Source organism: Streptomyces sp. NPDC001663, from assembly GCF_042893105.1.
Lineage (GTDB): Bacteria > Actinomycetota > Actinomycetes > Streptomycetales > Streptomycetaceae > Streptomyces.
In genome coordinates, this window is the sequence record NZ_JBIAUR010000009.1 from 434,156 (window position 1) to 450,770 (window position 16,615).

The window sequence follows — 16,615 nt, forward strand, 5'->3', positions numbered from 1 at the left end:
TCGGGCGAGACGGGCCCGGAACGCCGCCGACAGCGATGCCGTCATGAGCCGTCGGCGGCACCTGTTCGCGGCTGTCGGTAGGGCCGCACCGCTCGGCGTGCAATGGCGAAACGGTGCGTCTCAGAAGGGCCGTCGTAGATCCGGAACGGCCGTACCTCCCTGAGCAGACGGGCCAGCGGGGCGTCGGCGGCCGAGATGCCGAGCGCTCCGCAGATCTGCACCGCCCGGTCGACCACCCGGTTCACCGCCTCCGCCACGAAGGTCTTGGACACGGAGGTGAGTTGCGAGGCGGCGGCGGAGCCGGTGTCCAACTCCCAGGCGGTACGCAGGATCAGCGCGCGGCTCGCCTCGATGTCGATCTCCGAGTCGGCCAGCATCTGCTGGACCATGCCGAGGTCTCCCAGCACCGAGCCGAACGCCGTCCGGCTGCCCGCCCTCTCCAATGCGACGTCCTGGGCGCGGCGGGCGGCTCCCAGCCAGCGCATGCAGTGGGTCAGCCGGGCGGGACCGAGCCGGACCTGGGCGCCGTCGAAACCGCGGTCCACCGCGCCGAGCACCTGCTCCTCCCCCACCACGCACTCCTCGAAGACGATCTCGCTGTGCCCCGCGAAGAGCGACTCGTCCAGCGTCTCGATGGTCCGGACGATGCGCATGCCGGGGGTGCCGGCGTCGACCAGGAACATGGTGGCGCCACCCGGGTCGCCGGGACTGCCGGAGGTACGGGCCATGACGATGGCGAAGCCGGCCCCGTCGGCCCCGGTGATGAACCACTTGCGCCCGTCGATGCGCCAGCCACCGGGAACCCGGGTCGCGGTGGTCCGCAGGGAGCGGGGATCGGCGCCCGCCCCGGGAGCCGGTTCGGTCATGGCGAAGCAGGACCTTGTCTCGCCCGCGGCGAGCGGACGCAGGTACTTCTGCTTCTGCTCTTCGGTGGCCACCTTCTCCAGCAGGTGCATGTTGCCCTCGTCCGGGGCCGCGCAGTTCAGCGCCAGTGGTCCGAGCAGCGAGTAGCCCGCGGCTTCGAACACCACCGCCTGTCCGCGCACGTCGAGCCCGTGGCCGCCCCACCGCGTCGGCACATGGGGAGCGAACACACCCGCCTCACGCGCACCTTTCTGCAGGGCTTCCCGCAGGGCCTCGGGAGCATCGTGCACGGACCCGCCGCACTCGCGCTCGGCCGGGATCACCACCTCGCGTACGAACTCGGCGGTGGACGCGGCGAGTTGGGCAACAGGCGGATCGACATCGAACTGGATGGGCACGGGACCTCCCGCCGACGGGCGTACGGGCATCGGCGCCCGTCGCGTCCTAGAAACTGTACAGCGTCTTCAGTATCTTGCCGGGAGGCACCCGGCGACGGGAAGACGACAGGAGAAAGCCATGAGCCTCCCCGCGAGCGCCGAGCCGGTCCGGATCGTGCGCCACCCCGACGGTGTCGTCGAGGTGAGGCTGGACGATCCCGGGCGGGGCAACGCCCTGGACCTCAGGACCGCGGAGGCACTGCGGGATTCGACCGCCGAGGTGGCGGCGGACCCGGGGGGCGCAGTCTTGCTGCGCTCGGCGGGCGGCAGCTTCTGCGTGGGCGGTGACCTGCGCGCTTTCGCCGGTCGCGACACGGAGACCGGCGCCTATGTGCACGCCGTGGCGACCGCCGCGCACGCCGCGATACAGGCTCTGCACGACCTGCCGGTGCCCGTGGTGACCGCCGTGCGCGGCGCGGCCGCGGGCGGCGGGATCGGTCTCGCCCTCGTGGGTGACATCGTCCTGGCGGCGCGGTCCGCGCGCTTCCGGCTCGCGTACACGGCGATCGGGCTCACCCCGGACTGCGGGGCCTCATGGTTCCTGCCGCGCCTGGTGGGCCCCCGTATGGCAGCGGACCTGATCCTCACCAACCGGGTCCTGACCGGCGACGACGCCGAACGGTGCGGCCTGGCCTCCCGGTCCGTGGACGACGAGGAACTGGAAGACGCTGCGTACCGGACCGCCGCCGGTCTGGCCGCCGGCGCCGGTGATGCGCTGCGCGCCGCGAAGGGTCTGCTGCGCGCCGGAGCCGGGGAGGAGCTGCGCCGTCACCTCGCCGAAGAGGCGCGGCTGATCGCCTTGCTGGCGGACGGCGGGGAGGCACAGGACCGCATGGCGTCGTTCCTCGCCGCCCGGGGCCGATCGAAGGCGGGCGACAGCGGGACCGGGGCCAGGGAACCCGAAAGTGTTTCTTGAATCCCTCTTCACTAACACCCCGCCCGGAGCGTAACCTCCGGGCAACACAGAACCGAGGAACCGGTCACCACTGAACCGGGGAAAAGGTGTGGCGATGCAATCTGCTGCCGTGGACCTTCCGGACGCTCCCGACGAGACCCTCACCGAAGCCGTCGTCGACCTCGTTCTGCGTGGCATGTGGCGCGGCCGGCCCGAGTCCGAGCACCGCGCCCTGGTCGAGGCGGGGCTGGCGATGGTGAAGGGTCCGGTGGTGCTGCCGACCGAGCGTGCCAAGGCCGCCGCCTCGCGGATCCTGCGGGTTGCCGCGGGATCCGAGCAGGAGGAGCGGATCACCGCGGCGTACGAGGCCTTCCTGCCGGTCAACCGGAAGATCCGCGACGTGTGCACGGCATGGCAGTGCCGCCCCGACGGCACCGCCAACGACCACTCCGACAGCGGCTACGACGCCGAGGTGCGCGAATCGCTGGAAGACGTGCACGAGGCCATCCAGCCCGTGCTGCGCAGGCTGGAGCGGGTGCTCACGGGCAGCGGACGCTACCTCACGGCCCTCGAGGAAGCCCTCGACCACTTCGACGAGGGCGAGCCGGCGTGGCTGGCCTCGCCGCTGTGCGACTCGTACCACACCGTGTGGATGCGGCTGCACCAGGAACTACTGCTGGTGCTCGGCATCAGCAGGGCCCAGGACGAGGCCCTCGAAGAAGAGCTGGTCACAAGGAGCCGGGGTTGAGCGTCACCGACCGCGAGGCGGGCCCGCCCGCACAGTCCGAGGCCTCTCGCACACCTTCCGAGACCCCCGGCCGGAGCCTGGTGCCGTACGGGCAGGGACGGATCCGAGGCCTCGACGCCGCTGAACTGGGCGCGCACGGTGCGGCGATGGACCGGCTGGTGGCCCTCGGGCTGCCGGTGGTGCCGGGCCTCACCGTGCCGGCCGGCGCCTCCGCGTCGCTGTGCGACCCCGACACCGCACGGTCCGCCGTCGATCTGGTCGAACAGCTCTCGGGACGGCGGATCGGAGACGCGACCCGGCCGCTGCTGCTGCGCCTGTCGGCGAGCGCGCCGACCGAGATCGCCGGACTGCCGCCCGACCTGGCCTGTCTCGGCGTGACTCCCGGAAATGCGGGCGACCTGTGCGCCGTCATCGGACGCGCGGAGGCGCTGCACGAGGTGTGGGCCGCCACCGTGCGGATGATCGCCGAGTACGCCCTCGACGTCCCGGGTGCGGTGCTCGATGACGCCCTCCTCGACACGCCCGAGCCGCGGGCACGGGTCGAAGCACTGCTGTCGCTGGTGGCGCAGCACGGCTCCGCGCCCTTCCCCGACGACCCGGCAGAGCAACTCGCACTGGCCGCCCGCGCCCTCCTCGGCCGATGGGACTCGCCACGTGCGAGAAGGTCCCGCCGGGCCCAGCGACTCCCCGCCGATCTCCCCGTCGCCCTGCACGTGCAGGCCCTGCGCATCGGACCGGCGGACCACTCGGGCCACGGCACGGCGGTCAGCCGCCACCCCGAGACCGGGCGCCTCTCCCCCCAGGGCTCCTTCTTCCGTGGGGTGCGCCGCAGCGCCCCGCCGCCCCACACCGGTGAACCGCTGGAGCGGCTCGCGGGGGGAACCGCCCTGCTGGAGCACTCCCTGCTCACCCTGGAACGTCATCTGCACGCGCCGGTGTCCGTCGACTTCGAGGTACGCGACGACGAGATCTCTCTGCTCGCCGCCTCGGCGCAACTGCGCCCGCCGCTTCGGGCGTCGGTGTGTCTGGCCGCGGACCTGGCCCGGGACGGGGCGCTCGGCCGCGAGGAGGCTGTACGGCGCATCACCCCCGCGCAGGTGCAGGAACTGCTGCACCCCCAGCTCCGGCTGACCGGCGGGGAGGAACTCCTGGTGAGGGGGCTGCCCGCATCCCCGGGGGCGGCGACCGGAGCGGTCGCGCTGTCCAGCGAGCGTGCCCTCGAACTGGCCGCGGACGGCACTCGGGTCGTGCTCGTGGCTGCCGAGACGAACCCGGCGGACGTCCCCGGGATGCTCGCCTCCGTCGCCGTGCTGACCGGCAGCGGCGGCATCGCCTCGCACGCCGCCGTGGTGGCGCGGGGCGCCGGAAAGCCCGCGGTGTGCGGCGCCGAAGGGCTGCGCGTGGACCGGGCCGCCGGGACGGTGCGGATCGGGGACCGGGTGCTGAGCGAGGGAGACCCCGTCTCTCTGGACGGCCGCACCGGCGCCGTCTACGCGGGGACGCTGAGCGTCAGTGTCGCCGGACCGCCGCCCGAACTGTCCACCCTGCTGGAGTGGGCGGACGGCATGCGCCGGCTGGGCGTGCGGGTCAACGCCGACACGGCCGCGGAGGTGAGCACCGCCGTCGCCCTGGGCGCGGAGGGTGTCGGCCTGTGCCGTACGGAGCATCAGTTCCTCGGCGAGCGCCTGCCGCTGATCCGCCGGGTGATCCTGGCCGCCGACCCGACGGCCCGCGACGAGGCGCTGCTGGCGCTGGAGCACGCCCAGCACGAGGACTTCAGGGCCCTACTGGCGGCGGTCGGAAACCGCCCGGTGACCGTGCGCCTGCTGGACGCCCCGCTGCACGAGTTCCTGCCCGCCCCCGGACAGGCCCTGGACGCGGCCGAGGAGCAGCGGGCCGCCGCGCTGCGCGAGGCCAACCCGATGCTCGGACTGCGCGGAGTGCGGCTGGCGCTGCTGCACGAGCGGCTCTACCCGGCGCAGGCCGAGGCGCTCTTCACCGCCTGGGCCGATGTCGCCGCCACCGGAGTCCGCCCGGAGCTCGAGGTGATGATCCCGCTCGTCAGCCTGCCGGAGGAACTGGCCGCCGCGGCCGCGTACGTACGCGGTGCCGCCGACGCGGTCGCCGCCCGGACCGGAGTGGAGGTCCCGTACCGGCTGGGCACGATGATCGAGACCCCGCGGGCCGCGCTGCTGGCCGGCGAACTGGCCGAGCACGCCGAGTTCTTCTCCTTCGGCACCAACGACCTCACTCAGCTCACCTACGGATTCTCCCGGGACGACGTCGAGCGCCAGGTGCTCGCCAACTACCAGGAGCGCGGCTTCCTGACCGCCAGCCCGTTCGCCCGGCTCGACCGGCACGGAGTGGGCGCCCTGATCGACCTGGCGGCACAGCGGGCACGGAGCGTACGGCCCGCCATCAAGCTGGGCGTGTGCGGCGAGCACGGCGGTGACGCGGAGTCGATCGCGTTCTGCGACGACCTGGGCCTCGACTACGTCTCGTGTTCCGCGCACCGCGTGCCGGTGGCCCGGATGGCAGCCGCGCACAGTGCCCTGCGGGAGCGGTGCGACGAGAGCGGGAGCACACGATGACGAGCACCGTGACGGACGGCGCCGCCCTGTCGGAGACCGAACTGGACGACCTGCGCGAGACCGTTCGGTCGGTGTGCGCGGACGCCGGCGGGACCGCCGCGGTACGCCGCATGTCCGAGCACTCCCCCGGCGTCGACGCCGGGTTGTGGGACACCCTCGGCCGGCAGGTCGGACTCGCGTCCCTCGGTCTGCCCGAGCCGGCCGGCGGCATGGGCGGGCTCGCCGAGATCGCCGTGGTCTGCGAGGAGTTGGGCAGGACGCTGGCGCCGGTACCGCTGCTGTCCTCGACCGTGCTGGCCGGCCAGGTGCTGGCCGGCTGCGGCACCGCCGACAGGGCACTGGCCGAATTGGCCGAGGGCACGGTGCACGCCCTGGCGGTGGCGGCCCCCGACGGAGCGTGGCGTTCCGACGCCGTGCCGGTGGCCGTCTCCTGGCAGGGCAGCGTGCCGTTGCTCGACGGCACCGCGCCGTTCGTCCTCGACGGCGCCGACGCCGAAACGCTGGTGGTGGCCGCGGCCGGTGCCGACGGCGTGGACCTGTTCCTCGCCGACCCGCGCGAGCCGGGGGTCACGGTGCGCCGGGTGCCGACCCTGGACCTCAGCCGGGGCCAGGCGGTGGTCACCTTCTCCGGTGCCCGGGTCCGGGCACTGACCGCCGGCGGCGAGGGGGCGGACGTCGTCTCCCGCGCCCTGGACGTGGCGCTGGTGGCTCTGGCCGCGGAGCAACTGGGCGGAGCACAGGCCGCGTTGGACATGACGGTGGCCCATGTGCGCGACCGTACCCAGTTCGGCAGGGCGATCGGCGGATTCCAGGCGGTCAAGCACACCTGTGCCGACATGCTGCTCCAGGTCGAGGCCGCACGGTCGGCCGTGGTGCGGGCGGTGCGGGCGGCCGGCTCGCCCGAGGCGCTGGCCGAGGCGGCGGCGGTGGCACAGGCGTGGTGCGGGGAGGCGTTCGTGTCCGTCGCCGCCGAGTGCGTGCAGCTGCACGGCGGCATGGGCTTCACCTGGGAGCACGACGCACACCTGTACTTCCGGCGCGCCCAGTCCGACGCCGTCCTGCTGGGCGGCGCCGCACACCATCGGGAACGGCTGGCCGGACTGCTGGGCTGGTGACGTGGAAGGCGGAACGGCATGACCACCAGACTCATCGACGAGGCGTTGTTCGACGACGGAGACCCACCTCGTCTCGCGGGCGCGCGCTGCTCCGCGTGTACCACCGTGGTCTTCCCCCGACAGGACTCGTGCCCCAAGTGCGCGGACGGGGCCATGTCCACGCATGTCCTGCCGGTGAGCGGGCGCGTGTGGTCGTGGACGCTCCAGGCCTTTGCGCCGAAGCCGCCGTACCGCCCGCCGTCCGGCGGCCACCGGCCCTACCACCTGGGCTATGTGGATCTCGGTGAGGTGCTGGTCGAGGCGCTGCTGGCGGTTCCCCGCGCGGAGATACGGATCGGTCTGCCGGTCCGGCTCACCATGGTGCCCACGTACCAGGACGAGGACGGAACCGAGGTTGTGACCTTCGCGTTCCGTCCGGACCCGGACGGGGAGCGATGAGCCGGACCGACGACGTGTACGTGGTCGGGTGCGGGATGCATCCCTTCGGCCGCGACGAGAGCGTCACCGGCATGGACATGGCCGAACGTGCGATACGCGACGCGCTGGCCGACGCCGGTGTCGCCTGGGAGGACATCGGCTACGCGGCCGGCGGCTCCGACGTGTCCGGCAAGCCCGACACGCTGGTGGGCCGTCTTGGCCTGACCGGTGTGCCCTTCGTCAATGTGCAGAACGGCTGCGCGACCGGTGCCTCCACCGTGCTCGCGGTGGCCAACGCGCTGCGCGCGGGCGAGGCCTCCCTTGGACTGGCGGTCGGGTTCGACAAGCACGAGCGGGGCGCGTTCCACGTCTCCGCGGCGCGCTACGGTCTGGGCGACTGGTACGCCGAGACCGGCATGATGCTCACGACCCAGTTCTTCGCCCTCAAGACCCGGCGGTATCTGTACGAGCACGGGATCTCGGAGCGGGCGCTGGCGATGGTCGCCGCGCGGGCCTTCCGCAACGGCTCGCACCACCCGCTGGCGTGGCGACGCAAGCCGCTGACGGAGCAGGAGATCCTGGACTCGGCCGAGGTCAGTCCCCCGCTCACCCAGTACATGTTCTGTTCCCCCGGTCAGGGGGCGGCGGCGCTGGTGCTGGCGCGCGGCGATCGCGCCTTCGACCTGTGTGAACAACCGGTCAGGCTGGCGTCGTTGGCCTTCCGCACCCGGCGGTTCGGTTCTTTCGAGGTGTTCTCGCCCTGGCTGCCGCCAGGACCGCACCACAGCCCCAGCGTCGACGCCGCGGAGGCGGCCTTCCGCGCGGCAGGGGTGCGGCCCGCGGACGTACAGGTCGCCCAGTTGCAGGACACCGACAGCGGCTCGGAGCTGATCCACCTGGCGGAGACCGGGCTGTGCGGTCACGGCGGGCAGGAGGAGCTGCTGTCCGCCGGGGAGACCGATCCGACGGGCCGGATACCGGTCAACACCGACGGCGGCTGCCTGGCCGGCGGAGAGCCCGTCGGCGCCTCCGGGCTGCGGCAGTTCCACGAAGTCGTACGGCAGTTGCAGGGCCGGGCGCCCGGTGTGCAGGTGCCGGGCGCTCCCCGGGTGGGCTTCACCCATGTATACGGAGCGCCCGGGATCAGCGCGTGCTCGGTTCTGACGGTGTGAAAGGCGGCGAGCGACCCATGCGGCACGGAGAGAAGACGGCACTGGTGACCGGCGGGGCACGCGGGATCGGCCTGGAGATGTGCCGACAGCTCGCGGACCAGGGGCTGCGGGTCCTGGTCGGGGCGCGAGGACGGGAGGCCGCCGAGGAGGCGTGCCGCGCCATCGGCCCGGCGGCACTGCCGCTGGCCCTGGACGTGACGTCCGCGAAGAGCGTCAGGGAAGCGGTGCGGGAGGCAACGGAGCTGACCGGTGGGATCGACGTGCTGGTGAACAACGCGGGCGTGTCCCTGGACCGGGAACTGCGGCCCCCGTACTTCGATGAGGACATTCTGCGGGCGACCCTGGACACGAACCTCACCGGCGCCTGGCGGGTGGCGGAGGCCGTCGTCCCGGGCATGGTGGAAGCCGGCTACGGACGGGTCGTGAACGTCACCAGCTCCTACGGCTCGCTGGCGCTGATGGACTCCGGCAGGCACCCCGCCTACCGGATCTCCAAGACGGCGCTCAACGCCCTGACCCGTATGCTCGCCGCCGAGCTGTCCGGCACGGGCGTCCTGGTCAACGCCGCCGACCCCGGCTGGACCCGCAGCGGCATGGGCGGGCCGTCCGCTCCGCGCGGTCCGGCGGAAGGGGCGGACACGCCGGTCTGGCTGGCGACCCTTCCCGAAGGTGACGAGACGACGGGCGGGCTGTTCGCCGACCGCAGGCCGCTGCCCTGGTGAACCGCCTCAGGTCCGGGACGGGGCCGGCTTCTCCTCGGCGCCGACGATGCGCAGCGCCAGCGCCCTGACCGCTTCCAGCACGGACCGGGAGGGCAGCTGGGACAGCGGTCCGCCCTCCGCCCGCAGCGCCGTGACGAGCATGGTCGTGCTGATCAGTGTGCGGACCGCGAGCGCCTGCCCCGCGTGCCGGGCCTTCGCCGCCCGGGGGCTGCGAGTCGTGCCCTCGGGCAGATAGTCGTAGCCACGCTGGATGTGCCGCTGCTCGAACTCGTCCCGCAGCACCTTGACACTGCCGTTGGCGGAGGCGACCTGGACCTGGTAGAGACGGGCCTCGTCCGGGTTCTGCTCCACCCAGTCCCACACCGCGTCGATGACGCGGACCAGGCTTTCCGCATCACCCGGCTCGGACTCCGGACGCGCCGCCTCCACGACCGCGTTCAGCTGGTCGAAGACCCGTCGCATCGCGAGTTCGAGCAACTCCTCTTTGCCGTCGAAGTGGTAGTAGACGGCGGTGGGCACCACCTGTGCCTCGTCCGCGATGTCCTGGATGCTGGTCTCCGCGAATCCGTTGCGGCCGAACACCCGCACGGCGGCGGAGATGATGTGCTGCCGCCGCGAGGGCCGGTGGGCGGGCTGCTTGCCGTTCTTCGTGGTGGCCATCATGCTCCCTGCCGACTGCCGTGAACCCGCGTCCGTGGGCCCTGCGTACTGACCATTGTATCCAGTTACTACTCCCGCCCGACGGCATAATTCCTGCTACACAAGCACCTCCGGAGCACCGGGCTCCCGGCATACTTGACACCATGACGACATCCGGAACCCGCGCCGCTCATCGTCCGTCGCGCAAGCAGTGGGTCATCGACGCAGCCACGGAGCTGTTCGCCACCCAGCCGCCGGACGAGGTGACGGTGGCCGACATCGCCGCGCGTGCGGAGATGACCTCGGCAGCGGTGTACTACCACTTCTCCTCCAAGGACCAGGTCCTGGCGGAGGGTATGCGGGTGTTCGCCGCCGCGCTGCGCGAGCAGTTGCAGGCACTCACTCAGGCTCACGAACCCGGCTCGGACATCGGCACGGCGATCACCTCGCTGCTGGCCTGGCTGGGCGAACACCGGTCCGCCGCCACCGTCTTCTTCGTGTCGTCGGCCGGCATGAGCCAGGACGCGGAGGCACTGCGCCAGGAGAGCCGTACCGAACTGCTCGACGAACTGGTGCGGCTGATCCGCAAAGCCCGCAGTCCGGTCTCCGACGCCGAGGCGGCGGTGATCGGCCTGGGCCTGCTGGCACTGCTGGAGACCGCGGCGATCTCGCAGGTCCGGGGTGACGACGTCTACCGGTCGCTGGGGCACCGCTCCTTCGTCCGCGAGGTCGGCAACCTCGCGGAGCGGATCGCCGACCCGGCCACATAGGCCTCGGATCACACCAGCAGGCGAAGGGGCTTGCTCAGCAACTCACCTACGGAGCGCAGATATTCGGCCGCGGGTGCCCCGTCGACGGCACGGTGGTCGAAGGTGAGGCTGAGGGTGAGCACCCGCGTGCGCAGCGGTCGGTCGTCCACCCACTCGACGCCGTCCCTGAGCCGGCCCACACCGAGGATCGCGACGTTGCCGGGGTTGATCACGGGGGTGAAGAAGTCGACGCCGTATCCGCCGAGCGAAGTGACCGTGAAGGTGGCCCCTTCCAGCTGCGCGGGGGATATCCGCCCTTCGCGTGCGGCCTGGGCCAGGGATCTCGACCGGCGGGCGACCTCGGGCAGCGGCAGCGCCACGGCGTCCTCGATCACGGGGACCATCAGGCCGCCCGGAACGGCCACCGCGAAGCCCAGGTGAACCTCGTCGAGCAGATGGATGCCGTCCTCCCGCACCGTCGCGTTGAGCAGCGGGTGCTCGCGCAGCGCCAGGGCCGCGGCCTTCAGCAGGAAGTCGTTGATGCTGGGCACCGGCAGATCGCTGCCGGCCCACTCCTCCTTGAGCCGGTCCCGCAGGGACACCACGGCGTCCATCCGCACCTCGTAGCCGTGCGTCAGCTGCGCCATCTCCTGGAGGCTGGCGTGCATCCTGCGGGCGATGGTGCCGCGCATCCCGGTGAGCGGGATGACCTCACTGGGACGAGCGGGAGTGGCTTCGGGTGCCGGAGTGACGCCATCCAGATCCGCCCTGCGGATGCGGCCGCCGGGCCCGGTGCCGTTCACCTCGGAGAGATCGATGCCCCGCTCCTTCGCCAGCTTGCGGACCAGCGGTGAGGCGGGGGTACCGCCCGCTGGGACGGGCGTGACACGGTCGCCGGGGAGAGCCGCGAGGAACTCCTCCACGTCCTCGGAGACTATCCGTCCGCCGGGCCCGGTGCCGCGTACGGCGGTGAGGTCGACGTCGGCGGCCGCGGCGACCCTCCGGGCGTTCGGTGACGACAGAAGCCGGTCCCCGATGCCCCTCTCACCCGTGCCGTTCACAGCAGGCGCCGCGCCGGGGTCAGGAACAGGCGCAGTGGTCCCGGACCCGACCGGCGTGTGCGTGCCCGCCGACTCCGGTGGCTGTTCGCCCTCGGCCAGCAGCCAGCCGATGAGGGCCCCGGCCGGGACGGTGGCCCCCGCCGCGACCACCGGGTGGAACAGTCCCCCGGCCTCCGCCTCGACGTCCACGTCGACCTTGTCGGTGGCCAGCCGCAGCAGGGCGTCGCCCTCCGCGACGGCGGCGCCGGTGGGCACGAGCCATTCGTCGATCGTGCCTTCCTGCATGGTCAGGCCGATCTTCGGCAGCAGAACCTCGACCGCCACGTCGGTCACGACCTTTCGAGGAGACGCCGGCAGCCCTGGGCGATCCGGGTGCGATCGGGCACGTAGGCCTTCTCCAGGACCGGGGAGAAGGGGACAGGTGAGAAGGGGGCGCCGATGCGCAGGACCGGTGCGTCCAGGTGGTCGAAGGCAGCGTCCTGGATCTGGGCGGCGATCTCCGCGCCGAGCCCGCCGAACGTGACGGCCTCGTGCACCACGAGTGCCCGGTTGGTGCGGCGGACGGAGGCGAACATCGTCTCGGTGTCCAGGGGTTGCACGGTGCGTGGGTCGATCACCTCGATCTCGACGCCCTCGGCCGCGAGTTCGTCGGCCGCCGCGAGGGCCTCCCCCACCATGCGGCCCAGGGCGATCACGGTGACGTCGCTGCCCTGGCGCGCGGTGTGCGCCTGGCCCAGCGGGATGCCGTAGATCTCCTCGGGCACCTCGCTGGTGCTGCCGAGCAGGACCTTGTTGAGCATGACGACGACCGGGTTGTCGTCCCGGATGGCCGAGACGGTCAGGCCCTTGGCGGTGTACGCGTCGCACGGCATGACGACCTTGAGGCCGGGCACGTGGGCCAGCCAGGCCTCCAGGCTCTGGCTGTGCTGGGCCGCGGCGCCGAGGCCGGCTCCGGAGGCGGTGGTGATGGTGAGCGGCACGGACAGCGCGCCGCCGAACATGTACTTCATCTTGGCTGCCTGGTTGACGATCTGGTCGAGACAGACGCCGATGAAATCCATGAACATGAGATCGACGACGGGACGCAGGCCCCGGGCGGCGGCGCCCACCCCGAGGCCGACGAGGGCGGCTTCGGAGATCGGGGTGTCGATCATGCGGCGGGGGCCGAACTCGTCGAGCAGGTTGTCGAACATGCGGAAGACGCCGCCGTATCCGGCCACGTCCTCGCCGGCGACGAAGACGTTCTCGTCCTCGCGCATGGCCTGGGCGAGTCCTTCGTTGAAGGCCTTGACGTAGGTCAGTTTGCGGGCCGCGGCGTTCGGGACGACGGCCGGTGCTTCGGTGGTGGTGGTCATGGCGGTCACCCTGAGTAGACGTTGAGCAGCAGATCGGCGGGGTCGGGCAGCGGGCTCGTCTCGGCGTACGCGATGGCCTCGGCGATCTCGTCGCGGGTGCGCTGCCATACGTCGTCCAGGTCCGCGCGGGTCGCGGCGCCGTCGGCGACGGCCCGGGTCTCCAGCAGGTCGATGGGGTCGCGGGCCTTCCACTCGGCGACCTCCTCGTCCGAGCGGTAGGGGTGCCGCAGGCCCTTGACGCCCTGGTGGTCGAAGAAGCGGTAGGTCTTGGCCTCGATCATCATCGGGCCCCCGCCCGACCGGGCCCGTTCGACGGCGTCGGCGGCGGCGCGGTGGACGGCGAGCGCGTCCATGCCGTCGACGATCACGCTGGGCATGCCGTAGGCGGCGGCCCGGTCGGCCACGTCGGTGAGCAGCATGTGCCCGGACTGTGGCGTGAATTCGGCGTAGCCGTTGTTCTCGCAGACGAAGACGACGGGCAGGCCGAGGATCGCAGCCATGTTGGCGCCCTCGTGGAAGGCGCCGATGTTGGTGGCGCCGTCGCCGAAGAAGGTGACGGCGACGCTGTCCTCGCCCTTGTACCGGGCGGCGAAGGCGGCACCCACGGCGATCGGGACGCCCGCCCCGACGATGCCGTTGGCGCCGAGCATGCCGCGGGTGAGGTCGTTGATGTGCATGCTGCCGCCGCGGCCGAGGCAGGCGCCGGTGACGCGCCCGTACAGCTCGGCGTACATCTCGCGGAGGCCGACGCCCTTGGCCACGGCGTGCCCGTGGCCCCGGTGGGTGGAGGTGATCTGGTCGTCGTCGCGCAGGGCCGCCATGACGCCGGCGGCCACTGCTTCCTGGCCGACATACAGATGCAGGAAGCCGGGCAGTTTGCCGGCCTCCATGAGTTTGCCCGCCTCGGTCTCGAACAGCCGGATGCGCACCATGCGCTCGTGCAGATCCCTGATGACCTGCGCGGATGTCTGGTGCGCGGCCGTATCGGCCGACTTCTTCTGAGCCATCGTCCGCCCCTTCGCCCGAGGGAGGTGTGCCACGGAAGTGGACTTTCTAGTGTCTGTCTACAGTAACCAGCACCACGCACCTTACTGAACAGGTTCTCTAATTACTACGCCCCGGACCCGACTCCTCGCCCCGGTCGTCCACCAGCTCCACAGCGTTGCCCTCCGGATCCGTCCAGAAGGTGATCCGCCGACCGTGCGCGCGGACGACGACCGGGTCCGACAGGGGCTTGGCGCCCGCGGCCCTCAGCGCGGCCACCACGGGGTCCACGTCGTCGACGTAGAAGGTGAGATACGACAGCCCCTGACGTCCGGCCAATGGATGCGCCGCGCGGGCCGGCACCGCGGGCGACGAGGGAAGAATCAGCTTGACGCATCCCCCGGAGGGCACCTGCAGCCAGACGACGACCAGCTCGGCGCCCAGTCCGGCCGGGCCGCCGACGGCCACCGGTACGCGCGAGTGGTGCACGGCGCGACAGCCGATCACGTCGCGGTAGAAGCGCTCCATCCGCCCCAAGTCCCGTACCACCAGGCCCACCTCGAACGGTCGGACCATGACCATCGCACCCACCCCTACGGGAGACCGAGCCGCAACTTCGCCACTTTCTATTGACAGACCACACTAAGTCCTGTTGCAGTTTCGGACACAGCCCAGCTGTCGCATTCCGAAGCCGGTCACCGGCTCGCGGCTGGGAGGATTGTGAGGACATCGTGGTCCAGACCAGTTCGCCGGAGATCCGGGAGACAGACGCCGACCGCAACCCGCCCTCGGCCCCCGAATACTCCTCGTGGATCAGCCAGGACCGGTCCACCGACGCCGCATCCCTGACGATGCGGCGGGAGGCCGCCGAACTCGTCGAGCGCGTGATGGCGCACTACCGCGCCAACACGACGCACGAGGCGGACGGCCAGTGGACTGAACCCGTCGCCAACTACCTCGACGCCGACCGCTGGCAACGCGAGACGGACGCCGTCCACCGGAGCGTCCCGCTGCCGCTCGCCATGTCCTGCGAGCTGCCCGGTCCGAACACCTACAAGGCGATCGACGTGCTCGGCATCCCCGTGCTGATCACCCGGGACCGCCAGGGCGCCGTACACGCGATGATCAACGCGTGCCGGCACCGGGGGGCCAAGCTCCTCGAACCCGGCTGCGGGGTGTCGAGGCGGCTCACCTGCCCGTACCACTCGTGGTCGTACGACCTGTCCGGCGAACTGCGGGGTGTCTACGCCGAGAAGACCTTCGGCGACGTTCCGCGCGAGGGCCGCAGCCTGGTCAGGCTTCCGGCCGGGGAGCGGGCGGGGATCGTCTTCGTCTCGCTGGACCCGGCGGCCGAGCCCGACCTGGACGCCTGGCTGGGCGATCTGCAGCCGCTCCTCGAGGGTATGCGGCTGGCGGAGTGCCACCACTACGCCACCAGCGAGCTGACCAGTCCCAACTGGAAGGTCACCCTCGACGGATATCTGGAGACGTACCACTTCGCCTCGCTGCACCCGAAGACGGTGTTCGAGACGAACCTCTCCAACATGATGGCCCACGACACCTGGGGCCCCCACCAGCGCATCGCACCGGCCCTGCGCCCCATCGCGCAGGCGGTCGAACTGCCCCCGGACCAGCGCGATCCCGGCGACTGCGTCGGGCCCATCTACTGGCTCTTCCCGGGCCTCGCGATCGCCGGCGGATGGCGCCAGAAGATCGCCGTCTCCCTGGTACTGCCGCGGACGGCCACCGAGTCGGTGACCCAGCAGATCATCCTGCTGCGGGAACCGGCGGTCACCGAGGAGGAGCGCCAGGCCGCCGACCAATTCGGCGAGTGGTTCCACGAGGTGGTCCGCGACGAGGACTACGCGACCACCTACGGAGTCCAGCAGGGTCTCAAGGCCCTCGACGGGACCGATTTCGTCTTCGGACGCAACGAGCCCGGACTCCAGCACCTCCACCGCACGATCTACCAACACCTGGAAGACGGCGCCCAGGCCGCCAGAGCCACCAGGTGACGAACCAACAACACTCGCGGGAGAACAGCATGGTGGCTACGGGCAGCCTCGACGGACGTGTCGCGGTGATCACGGGCAGCACGCGCAGCATCGGCCGCGCCATCGCCGAGGCCTTCGTGGCCGACGGCGCCACGGTCGTCATCAGCGGCCGTTCCGAGATCAAGGGCAAGCAGGCCCTGGAGGAGATGGGCGCGGGGGACCGGGCCGTCTTCCACCCCTGCGACGCCAACAGCCAGGAGGACATCGAGGGCCTCGCCGACTTCGCCGCCGAGCGCTTCGGCCGGCTCGACATCTGGGTCAACAACGTCGGCGGCAGCTCCGGCTTCGCGCCCATCCACCAGCTCAGCGACGAGGCGTGGCACGACGCCCTCAAGCTGAACGTCAACGGCTACTTCTACGGCACCCGCCGGGCGCTGCCGAAGATGCTGGAGCACGGCTGGGGCCGCATCATCAACATCTCCTCCGTCGAGGGCAAGCAGGCCAACAAGCCGGGCATCAGCCACTACATCACCAACAAGCACGCGATCCACGGCCTCACCAAGGCGACCGCCTTCGAGTACGGCACCCAGGGCATCACCTGCAACGCCATCTGCCCCGGCGCCGTCGACACCGACCTGATGCGCGCCGCGGGGCCGGCCGCGGCCGAGGCCGAAGGCATCAGCTACGAGGAGTGGCTGAGCCGCTTCGCCGAGCACGCCGCCACCAAGAAGATCACCACGGTGGAGCAGATCGCGGCCGTCGCCTCGCTGCTCGCGAGCGAGGCCGGCACAGGAATCACCGGCGCACTGATCAGTGTCGACGGCGGAACGGCGCAGTGGTAGGCGCGGGTACGGACAGCGGGAGACCTCGGT

The 16,615-nt window shown here is 71.6% G+C and carries 16 protein-coding genes; 10 read left to right on the forward strand and 6 right to left on the reverse strand.

Annotated features, from left to right (window positions below):
* Window positions 1-41: 41 nt before the first annotated feature.
* Window positions 42-1,262, reverse strand: a complete 1,221-nt coding sequence (locus ACFY1L_RS29760; protein WP_388830908.1) for an acyl-CoA dehydrogenase family protein — start codon at window positions 1,260-1,262, stop codon at window positions 42-44.
* A gap of 118 nt (window positions 1,263-1,380) precedes the next feature.
* Here ACFY1L_RS29760 and ACFY1L_RS29765 point away from each other — a divergent pair, with 118 nt between their 5' ends.
* The 7 genes from ACFY1L_RS29765 to ACFY1L_RS29795 all read left to right on the forward strand — a co-directional run bounded on the left by ACFY1L_RS29765 (window position 1,381) and on the right by ACFY1L_RS29795 (window position 8,961).
* Window positions 1,381-2,217 carry an enoyl-CoA hydratase/isomerase family protein gene (locus ACFY1L_RS29765; RefSeq protein WP_388830910.1) on the forward strand — a complete coding sequence of 279 codons (837 nt, stop codon included), beginning with the start codon at window positions 1,381-1,383 and terminating at the stop codon, window positions 2,215-2,217.
* A gap of 94 nt (window positions 2,218-2,311) precedes the next feature.
* Entirely contained in the window at window positions 2,312-2,944 is a 633-nt protein-coding gene (locus ACFY1L_RS29770) for a hypothetical protein (protein ID WP_388830912.1), read from the forward strand.
* On the forward strand, window positions 2,941-5,535 hold the full coding sequence (locus ACFY1L_RS29775) for a putative PEP-binding protein (RefSeq protein WP_388830914.1): 2,595 nt from the start codon (window positions 2,941-2,943) through the stop codon (window positions 5,533-5,535). The genes ACFY1L_RS29770 and ACFY1L_RS29775 overlap by 4 nt, the downstream gene beginning before the upstream one ends.
* Window positions 5,532-6,650 (forward strand): acyl-CoA dehydrogenase family protein, encoded by a 1,119-nt coding sequence (locus ACFY1L_RS29780; RefSeq protein WP_388830916.1) that lies wholly within the window; start codon window positions 5,532-5,534, stop codon window positions 6,648-6,650. The genes ACFY1L_RS29775 and ACFY1L_RS29780 overlap by 4 nt, the downstream gene beginning before the upstream one ends.
* Before the next feature lie 18 nt (window positions 6,651-6,668).
* Entirely contained in the window at window positions 6,669-7,088 is a 420-nt protein-coding gene (locus tag ACFY1L_RS29785) for a Zn-ribbon domain-containing OB-fold protein (RefSeq protein ID WP_388830918.1), read from the forward strand.
* Window positions 7,085-8,239, forward strand: coding sequence for a thiolase family protein (locus tag ACFY1L_RS29790; protein WP_388830920.1), 1,155 nt, complete (start codon window positions 7,085-7,087; stop codon window positions 8,237-8,239). The genes ACFY1L_RS29785 and ACFY1L_RS29790 overlap by 4 nt, the downstream gene beginning before the upstream one ends.
* Window positions 8,240-8,256: 17 nt before the next feature.
* Entirely contained in the window at window positions 8,257-8,961 is a 705-nt protein-coding gene (locus tag ACFY1L_RS29795) for an SDR family NAD(P)-dependent oxidoreductase (RefSeq protein ID WP_388830922.1), read from the forward strand.
* 6 nt (window positions 8,962-8,967) lie between these two features.
* On the opposite strand, the gene ACFY1L_RS29800 is transcribed toward ACFY1L_RS29795, so the two are convergent.
* On the reverse strand, window positions 8,968-9,621 hold the full coding sequence (locus ACFY1L_RS29800; protein WP_388830924.1) for a TetR/AcrR family transcriptional regulator: 654 nt from the start codon (window positions 9,619-9,621) through the stop codon (window positions 8,968-8,970).
* A gap of 143 nt (window positions 9,622-9,764) precedes the next feature.
* Here ACFY1L_RS29800 and ACFY1L_RS29805 point away from each other — a divergent pair, with 143 nt between their 5' ends.
* Window positions 9,765-10,370: a TetR/AcrR family transcriptional regulator gene (locus ACFY1L_RS29805; RefSeq protein WP_388830926.1), complete on the forward strand. Its 606-nt coding sequence runs from the start codon at window positions 9,765-9,767 to the stop codon at window positions 10,368-10,370.
* Between the two features lie 8 nt (window positions 10,371-10,378).
* Here ACFY1L_RS29805 and ACFY1L_RS29810 read toward each other — a convergent pair whose 3' ends face one another.
* The 4 genes from ACFY1L_RS29810 to ACFY1L_RS29825 all read right to left on the reverse strand — a co-directional run bounded on the left by ACFY1L_RS29810 (window position 10,379) and on the right by ACFY1L_RS29825 (window position 14,325).
* Window positions 10,379-11,743, reverse strand: coding sequence for a 2-oxo acid dehydrogenase subunit E2 (locus tag ACFY1L_RS29810; RefSeq protein WP_388830928.1), 1,365 nt, complete (start codon window positions 11,741-11,743; stop codon window positions 10,379-10,381).
* Window positions 11,740-12,765, reverse strand: a complete 1,026-nt coding sequence (locus tag ACFY1L_RS29815; RefSeq protein WP_388830930.1) for an alpha-ketoacid dehydrogenase subunit beta — start codon at window positions 12,763-12,765, stop codon at window positions 11,740-11,742. Before ACFY1L_RS29815 ends, ACFY1L_RS29810 begins: the two co-directional genes overlap by 4 nt.
* A 5-nt stretch (window positions 12,766-12,770) precedes the next feature.
* On the reverse strand, window positions 12,771-13,772 hold the full coding sequence (locus ACFY1L_RS29820; protein ID WP_388830932.1) for a thiamine pyrophosphate-dependent dehydrogenase E1 component subunit alpha: 1,002 nt from the start codon (window positions 13,770-13,772) through the stop codon (window positions 12,771-12,773).
* A 97-nt stretch (window positions 13,773-13,869) separates the two neighbouring features.
* Complete coding sequence (locus ACFY1L_RS29825) at window positions 13,870-14,325, reverse strand: VOC family protein (RefSeq protein ID WP_388830934.1); 456 nt, start codon at window positions 14,323-14,325, stop codon at window positions 13,870-13,872.
* 155 nt (window positions 14,326-14,480) lie between these two features.
* Between ACFY1L_RS29825 and ACFY1L_RS29830 the strand changes: the two genes are divergently transcribed.
* Together ACFY1L_RS29830 and ACFY1L_RS29835 are read left to right on the forward strand one after the other, a co-directional pair.
* Window positions 14,481-15,764 (forward strand): aromatic ring-hydroxylating dioxygenase subunit alpha, encoded by a 1,284-nt coding sequence (locus ACFY1L_RS29830; RefSeq protein ID WP_388830936.1) that lies wholly within the window; start codon window positions 14,481-14,483, stop codon window positions 15,762-15,764.
* A 29-nt stretch (window positions 15,765-15,793) separates the two neighbouring features.
* On the forward strand, window positions 15,794-16,585 hold the full coding sequence (locus ACFY1L_RS29835; protein ID WP_351564154.1) for an SDR family NAD(P)-dependent oxidoreductase: 792 nt from the start codon (window positions 15,794-15,796) through the stop codon (window positions 16,583-16,585).
* The last annotated feature ends 30 nt before the right edge of the window (window positions 16,586-16,615 follow it).